The organism is Streptomyces sp. NPDC059169, from assembly GCF_042755225.1.
Classification (GTDB): Bacteria; Actinomycetota; Actinomycetes; order Streptomycetales; family Streptomycetaceae; genus Streptomyces.
In genome coordinates, this window is record NZ_JBHZCF010000005.1 from 100,201 (window position 1) to 107,526 (window position 7,326).

Genomic DNA, 7,326 nt, shown 5'->3' on the forward strand with positions numbered 1-7,326 from the left:
TCGGTACGGCCTGGCTCACCGTGACGGCGCACCTCCTCCGTCCGGCACGTACGCGCTGACGGGTCGGTGCGAGAACGCCGTGCCGGAGCGCGTGCGGAGGCGGGCCACCGCGTATCCGGCCGCGGCGGTGGCGGCTCCGGCGATGATCGCACCGGCTCGCCCCGCGCCGCCCCGACGGCCCAGGAGGGCGTCGCGCAGTCCGCGTACGACGCCCGCGGGCAGCACCCGGATGGTGTAGTGCCGCTCGGTCTCGAGCCCCTTCCCGCTCCCGACGCTTCGGGCGACCAGGGCCTTGGAGAGCCCTTCCGCGTAGGTGCGGGTCCGGAAGTAGCCGAAGCGCGCGCGTCCGGCGGGGACCTTGTGGTGGATGACGGCGCGGTCGTCGATGAGCAGCACGGCGTGCGGGAGGGCCCGGCCGAGCCGGATGCACAGCTCGGTCTCCTCGCAGCCCAGCGGTCGTCTGTCGGCGTCGCGTCCGATGCCCGTGGCGAAGCCGCCGGTCGAATCGAAGGCCGTGCGCCGGAACGAGGCGTTGCCGCCGAGCACGTTGCGGACCCGGACCCGGCCGCGGGGCAGCCCACGGTAGGTGCAGCCGACGACCCAGTCGAACTCCTCGGGGAACCACACGGGTCTGCGTCCCGACGGCCAGGCGGGCAGCGTCCTGCCCCCGACGGCCATCACCCGCGGGTCGTCGTAGGCCTCGTCGAAGTAGCGGAGCCAGTGCCGTTCGGCCACGGCGTCGTCGTCGAGGAAGGCCACGATCTGGCCCCGGGCGGCGGCGATCCCGGTGTTCCGGCCGGCGGAGAGACCGCGGGGGCCCGCGTTGGCGAGCACCCGAACCTCCCCGCGTTCCGCGGGCTCGTCGTACTCCTTCGCCAGCCGGTCCAGTAGAGCGGCGTTGTGGTCCACGACCAGGAGGACCTCCAGCGGCGGCAGCGATTGGTCCCGTACCGAGGAGACCGCCGCGAGGATGTCCTCCCAGCGGTCCTCGGTGTAGGCGCAGATCACCACGGAGAAGCCCCGGTGGCCGCCGCGGCTCCGATCGCTCAAGAGAGCTCTCCCCGTGGGGCCTTGAGGGTGAGGGCAGGACGCCGTTCCGACGCCCGCCTGCGCACGGCCTTCTCCTGGAGGATCACCCTGAGGACGCGGAGCCCGTCCCGCACGGCGCTGAGGTTGCTGACGCCGTGGATGCGCAGGTACTCGTGGCTGGGTACCTCCTGGACCCGCAGTCCGGCTTTGACGACCCGGATGTTCATCAGGGTCTCGATCTCGAAACCGGTGCAGTCCAGGGTGATCCTGTCGAGGCAGTGGCGCCAGAAGGCGTTGTAGCCGTAGCAGAGGTCGGTGTAGCGGGCGCCGAACTTGGCGTTGACGATGCCGCAGAGCACGCGGTTGCCGAGCTTGCGGACGGGCGTCATGTCGTCCGTGCCGCCGCCGTTGGCGAACCGCGAGCCCTTGGCGAAGTCGGCGCCCCCGACCAGGGCCGAGACGTAGGAGACGATCTCCTGGCCGTCCGCTGAGCCGTCGGCGTCGACCATGACGATGATGTCGCCTGTGCAGGCGGCGAAGCCGCTGATCAGGGCGTCGCCCTTGCCCTTGCCGACCTGTTTGACGACCTTGACGTCGGGCCGCAGTTCCCGGGCGACGTCGATGGTGTCGTCCGTGGAGTTGCCGTCGACCAGGACGACTTCATGGATCCAGTCGGGCAGCGTCTTGAAGACGTGCGGGAGGTTCTCCGCCTCGTTCATGGCGGGGATCACCACGCTGACCGGTGGTGCGATCGCGAGATGGGAGGAGATGGGGCGGTACTGGGCCGGTATTCGGCCGAGCGTCGCCGTGGCCGTCGCCCTGGTGGTCGCCGGAGCGACGGGCGTCTGTGTGGTCAGTGGGTCGTGACCCGGGACCGCCGGGCGCAGGAACGAGCTCATGAGTCGGTTTCCCTCTCGTCCGGTGGACCGCCCACCCCCGGGCGGTCCGGATGTGTGTCCGGTTCGAAAGGGGGGTTCTCACCCCGGCCATGACGGCATCGATCTCCGTGCAGGTTGGGTGAGCTGGCATTGCTGGCCGCGCGGCACGCGACTCGGCACAAGTGCGATGACCGAGCACGGCACCCCCCTACCGCGCCCCGCCCCGGACCCGTCGCGACGTGAGACCCCTCCCCTGGAGTCGCTCTGCATGATGGACCGTTGCGGGTGGATGTACGACGGTATTGATGATTAGGACTGTATGGCAAGACCTGGAACGGTGGCTCACTTTTTTACTTCTTTTTCCTCCACGGGATGAGATGCGCACATCTGTTCCGCAGGGCGAAATGCAACAGGGGGAAAGTGATTGCTGTGACGGTGGTTACGCTGCGATCGGCGGAAAAAGAGGGGGGGCAGCGTCCGCAGTGCCTGAGTGACCGTCAGGTCGATCAGGTTCGCGCCGGCCGCTGACCGTGCGGATCCGGGCTGTCGGCGACGCGCCCAGCTCTGCCGCCGGTGCGGCGAGGGGGTGGAAGAGCGCGAACGGCGCGCGCACGGAGGGCTCGACGTCTTCGGGCGCCAGGGCGGCGCCCACCGCTGAAGCGGCGGGGGTCGCTCCGGTGGACACCGGAAGGGCGTCCGTCCGCATCCGGGACGGTTTGCCGGTGGTCGTCTGCATGGGCGCCGTCGCCCCCGTGGTGCCGGATGCGTGGATGTCCGGACCCGCCCGTGCCCCGCGGCGTCCGAAGTCCGTCAAGAAGTGTCGACCGACACTCCTCGCCATTTGTTCTTGGCATGGACACTTCCAGACAACTGGCGTACATGCTACGACAGTTGAGCAGAGATCCTGCTAATGGGAGGTTCCATGAAACTGTCCCGAATCGCGGCATTCTCCTCCTCACTCCTCTTCGGCGCCGTCCTCGCTCTCACCGGAGCGGGCCAGGCGCAGGCCGCCCAGGCCACGGCGGCCGTCGACTACGTGGCACTCGGCGACTCGTACTCCTCGGGCGTCGGAGCCGGCGCGTACATCGGCAGCAGCGGCAACTGCAAGCGCACCAATCGGGCCTACCCCGCGCTCTGGGCGGCCGCCCATTCACCCGCTTCGTTCGCCTTCACCGCTTGCGCGGGCGCTCGTACGAGTGATGTGACGGCCAACCAGCTCGCACCGCTCAGCGCCGCGACCGACCTCGTCTCCCTGACCATCGGAGGCAATGACGCCGGTTTCACCGACGTCATGACGACCTGTGTCCTGCAGTCCGAAGCCACCTGCGTCGCCCGTGTCGAGCAGGCGAAGGGCTACGTCGACACGACCCTGCCCGGCCGCCTCGACTCGGTGTACGACGCGATCAGAGCCAAGGCGCCGTCCGCCCGCGTGGTGGTCCTCGGCTACCCCCGGTTCTACAAGCTCTCGGGCAGCTGCTTCGGCGGACTCAGCGAGCGGAAGCGCGCGGCGATCAACAGCGGTGCCGACTACCTCAACGCCGCCACGGCCAAGCGCGCCGCCGACCACGGCTTCGCCTTCGCGGACGTGGTGCCGACCTTCACGGGGCACGAGATCTGCTCCGGGTCGGCGTGGCTCCACAGCCTCAACTGGCTGAGCCTCGGCGACTCCTACCACCCCACCGCGGCGGGGCAGTCGGGCGGTTACCTGCCCGCCTTCACGGGGGTGGCGTAGCAGCCGCCGGCCGCCCGGGAGGGGCCGCCCCGGCCCCTTCGTAGGAGGACCCCCCGGTGGAACCCGCCGTGGGGCCGTCCGTGGAGCCGCCCGTCGGGCTTCCCGTGGGCCTGTCCGTCGGGGACTCCTCCTCGCACGTCACCGAGAACGCCACCCAGTTCGACCGGACCACGACCGGGCTTCGGACCTCCAACCGGACCCGGTCGTGGTGGGCGCCGGCCGGCGCGTACACCCGCACGGTGTGATCGGTCCGCCGCGACGTCCCGTCCCCGGAAGGGAAGTCCAAGGTCTGCCAGTGCGCGTCGGATCCCCGGCCGCTCGCGGTCGCCCAGCGGTATGCGACGGAGGCGGGGGCACGGCCCACCGTGACCGTCGCCGTGAAGGCGGGCGCTTCGGCTTCGCGCGGCGGGCATGCGCCGCGGTAACCGTCGCGCACCGCACGGACGCGGACCTTCACGCTCTGCGGATGCTCCGCCGTCTCCTGGTCGTGTCCGTCCGGGGTGGTGCCGCCGGTGGTGCCGGGCGAACCCGTGGTCGGGTCGTCCACCGGAGCCCCGGAACCGGCCGTGGCGTCCCCGTTTGCTCGACCGCCCGCCGCTGAGCCCTCCGTGGAGCTGCCCGTCGAACCGCCGTTCGCCGTTCCGTGCCCGGGCTTCCCGCCGCTGCCCGCGGCGTCGTCGTCCAGGACCGCGTAGGTGAGTCCGCCGAGGGAGAGCAGGAGCGCGGCGATCCCCGCGGCGAGCACGACGGCGGCACGCCGGGGCCGTCGCCGCGTGGCGTCGTCGGCGGTGGAGGGGTCGGACGGGGGAGGCCCGAACGACGCCATGGTCGCCACCGGTGTGACGGGCGTGGAGGCCGTGAGCGTGACGGCTCCCGGCCCGTAGGCCGGCGGGTCGGCGGTCTGCGGCGTGCCGCCCGCTCCGACGACCCGAAGACGGCGTTCGGCCTCAGCGGCGGACAGCCGCTGCGCCGGGTCCTTCCGCAGCAGCCCCGCGATCACCGGCTCCAGCGGGCCCGCCCTGCGTGGTGGCGGCAACTCCTCGTCGACCACCGCGCGCAGTGTGCTGAGCGGGGTGGTCTGGCGGAACGGCGAACGCCCCTCGACGGCTGCGTACAGGAGCACCCCCAGAGACCAGAGGTCCGACTCCGGCCCCGGCCTGCGCCCCAGTGCACGCTCCGGCGCGAGGTACTCCGGGGAGCCGACCAACTCACCGGTCATCGTCAGGTCGGACGTGCCTTCGACCGCGGCGATCCCGAAGTCCGTCAGGACGACCCGACCGTCGTTGGCCATGAGGACGTTGCCCGGCTTCACGTCACGGTGCAGCACCCCCGCCTCGTGGGCGCTGCGCAGGGCGGCGAGGACCTCGGCCCCGATGTGTGCGGCGCGCTGCGGAGCCAACGGCCCCTCCGCCTCCAGCACGTCGGACAGGGCGAGTCCGCGGACCAGTTCCATCACGATCCACGGGCGTCCGTCGTGGGTCGCCACGTCGTAGACAGTGACCACGTTGCGGTGCGAGATCCGGGCGGCGGCCCACCCCTCGCGCTCCAGGCGCGCGTAGAGCCGCCGCACGTCCGCGGTGCCCAGCGCGGCGGGCGCGCGGACCTCCTTGACCGCGACCTCCCGGCCCAACAGCTCGTCCCGGGCCCGCCACACGACGCCCATGCCGCCCTCGCCGAGGCGGCCGAGCAGTCGGTACCGCCCCGCTACCAGTTGGGCGTCGTCCCGACCGGCGCCCGGCACTTCGCTCATGACGAGCCCCCCATTCGCAGCAGAGCGACCATCACGGTGGAAACCCTTCCAAGCTAGCTCAACTCAGCGCTCCTGCAGCCCCCTTGAGGACCAATCCGCAGCCGAGTACGAAGACAGCCATGGCGGTGCTCAGTGGTGCGAGGCGGTACACGAGGCCGGTGAGCCGCCCGGTGGTGCGCCGGCGCGCCAGTCTCGCGGCGACCCGCTCCCCGACGCGGACGACGGCGAACCCGGCCGCAGTGAGGGTGAGGGCCAGCCCGGCCCCGTAGGCGACGACCAACAGGAAGCCGAACCAGGCGTGTCCCAGAGCGGCGGCACCGACCAGGACGACCACGGCGGAAGGGCTGGGCACCATGCCCCCGGCGAACCCCAACAGCACGCTGCGGCGCAGAGGGTGCGTTCCGCCGGCGGGGGAGGCCGCGGGCTTTCCTCGCGCGGGGGAGTGTCCGTGGTCATGACCGTGCGGGTGCGGGTGCGGGTGCTCCTGTGCGGTCCCGTCGGTGGCCCGCCCCTGGCCGTGTTCGTGATCACCGTCGTGATGGTCATGGTGATGGTGGTGTCCTTGGCCGAACCAGTGGACGTGGGAGTGCCCGTGCTGGTGCGCACGGTTGTGCCAGGCGCGCCGCACCAGAAGCGCGCCGGTCGCGGTGACCAGGATTCCGCTGGCCACGCTCAGCCAGCCCACGATCGAGGGGGTGACGGCCGACCCCGCCGCGATGACGCCCCCGAGGACGAAGACGCCCAGGGTGTGCGTCACCGTGACCGAGGCGCCAAGCGTCAGCACCTCGCGGAGCGAGCTTCGGCCACCGGCCGCCGCGGCCGCGGCCATCAGGGTCTTGCCGTGACCGGGCGCAAGCGCGTGGAACGCTCCGAGGACGAGAGCGATCCCGAGGGCCATGACCGCGAACGGCAACGTGAGATCACGCCGTTCGACGAGGCCGGTCAGCATCTGCGTCCACCGGTCGACCCCCCGCGGCAACGCCGAGGCGGGTGCCTCCCGGACGGGTTCGCCGGACAGCGCGGGGCCGCCCGGTTCGACTTCGAGCGCCGCAGTCGTACGGTCCGGCGGAGACTCGAGGAGACCTTCCGGATACGTGGACAACCTGCGCGACACGGAGTCCTCCGGAACGTCCGACGACGTCAGCGTCGTGCGGTCGCCCCGTGCCGTGACCTCCCGCCAGCCCGCCCCCTCGGCACCGCCGGCCCGGAAGTCGATCCGCACCCTCCCCTGCGGCAGCGGCGCGGTCATCGCGCACTCCACCCGGAGCGTGGGCAGCCCGGCCTGGCCCGGTCGTGTCTCGGCGCGTGACGTCCCGGGCGTGAGGGGCACCGTGCGCCCGTCCACCAGGAGGCGCGCCTCGTCGGCTGCCGAGGCGCATCGCGCCCGCGCCCACGCGACGAGCCCGCCCGGGGGCATTGACTCCGGCCGGATCCTGGCAGTGGGGATCTCCGCCAGGTCCTCGACGTGGTCCACCCTCAACGCGTCCTCGCCGACGACGAGTCCGTCGTAGCGGTTGATCGTGAAGTTCCCCAGCGGGTGGGCGGAGGCGGACGTCGCGCCGGCCACCAGTGCGACGATCGCGATCCCGAGGGCCGCCATCGCGGCGCCGGCACGCCGGCGCGCGGCACGGGCCGGGCCGGAACCAGGCGTCCGTGCGGACGGTGCCGCGGGCAGCGGCGAACCGGCGGACGGAACCCGCGCCGCCGAGGAGGGGACGGCGGGGCGTGCGGTGCAACCGCCCGGGCCCGAGGACCTCGCGCCCGCGGTGGTCCGCCCGGCGGGGCCCCTCCGGGCCGGGGGCGCAGAGTCGGGGGCCCCTGCGCGGGGCAGGGGGGCCCCCTCCGAGGGGGGCGCTCGCGCAAGACCGCCTTTTCTGGTTCCCCCCCTCGCGCCGCGGTCCGGGGCCTCCTCGTTCCGTTTCCCATTTTTTTTTTCG

Annotated in this window: 5 protein-coding genes; 1 reads left to right on the forward strand and 4 read right to left on the reverse strand. The window is 72.3% G+C overall.

Annotation, left to right across the window (positions count from 1 at the left end; genetic code table 11):
• Positions 1-15: 15 nt before the first annotated feature.
• Together ACFXOM_RS11135 and ACFXOM_RS11140 are read right to left on the reverse strand one after the other, a co-directional pair.
• Positions 16-1,050, reverse strand: a complete 1,035-nt coding sequence (locus ACFXOM_RS11135; RefSeq protein ID WP_385037719.1) for a glycosyltransferase family 2 protein — start codon at positions 1,048-1,050, stop codon at positions 16-18.
• A complete protein-coding gene (locus ACFXOM_RS11140; RefSeq protein WP_384943134.1) occupies positions 1,047-1,928 on the reverse strand; it encodes a glycosyltransferase family 2 protein in 882 nt (293 codons plus the stop codon). Before ACFXOM_RS11140 ends, ACFXOM_RS11135 begins: the two co-directional genes overlap by 4 nt.
• 901 nt (positions 1,929-2,829) lie before the next feature.
• On the opposite strand from ACFXOM_RS11140, the gene ACFXOM_RS11145 reads away from it, so the two are divergent.
• Positions 2,830-3,639: an SGNH/GDSL hydrolase family protein gene (locus ACFXOM_RS11145; RefSeq protein WP_384943132.1), complete on the forward strand. Its 810-nt coding sequence runs from the start codon at positions 2,830-2,832 to the stop codon at positions 3,637-3,639.
• Here ACFXOM_RS11145 and ACFXOM_RS11150 read toward each other — a convergent pair.
• Positions 3,623-5,389, reverse strand: coding sequence for a protein kinase (locus ACFXOM_RS11150; RefSeq protein WP_384943898.1), 1,767 nt, complete (start codon positions 5,387-5,389; stop codon positions 3,623-3,625). The genes ACFXOM_RS11145 and ACFXOM_RS11150 overlap by 17 nt on opposite strands.
• Positions 5,390-5,447: 58 nt before the next feature.
• Positions 5,448-6,989 (reverse strand): hypothetical protein, encoded by a 1,542-nt coding sequence (locus tag ACFXOM_RS11155; RefSeq protein ID WP_384943128.1) that lies wholly within the window; start codon positions 6,987-6,989, stop codon positions 5,448-5,450.
• Positions 6,990-7,326 lie beyond the last annotated feature (337 nt).

Coding starts and splice junctions, on each gene's coding strand:
- ACFXOM_RS11155 (WP_384943128.1), bottom strand. CDS start 6,989: ATGGCGGCCCTCGGGATCGCGATCGTCGCACTGGTGGCCGGCGCGACG.
- ACFXOM_RS11150 (WP_384943898.1), bottom strand. CDS start 5,389: ATGAGCGAAGTGCCGGGCGCCGGTCGGGACGACGCCCAACTGGTAGCG.
- ACFXOM_RS11140 (WP_384943134.1), bottom strand. CDS start 1,928: ATGAGCTCGTTCCTGCGCCCGGCGGTCCCGGGTCACGACCCACTGACC.
- ACFXOM_RS11145 (WP_384943132.1), top strand. CDS start 2,830: ATGAAACTGTCCCGAATCGCGGCATTCTCCTCCTCACTCCTCTTCGGC.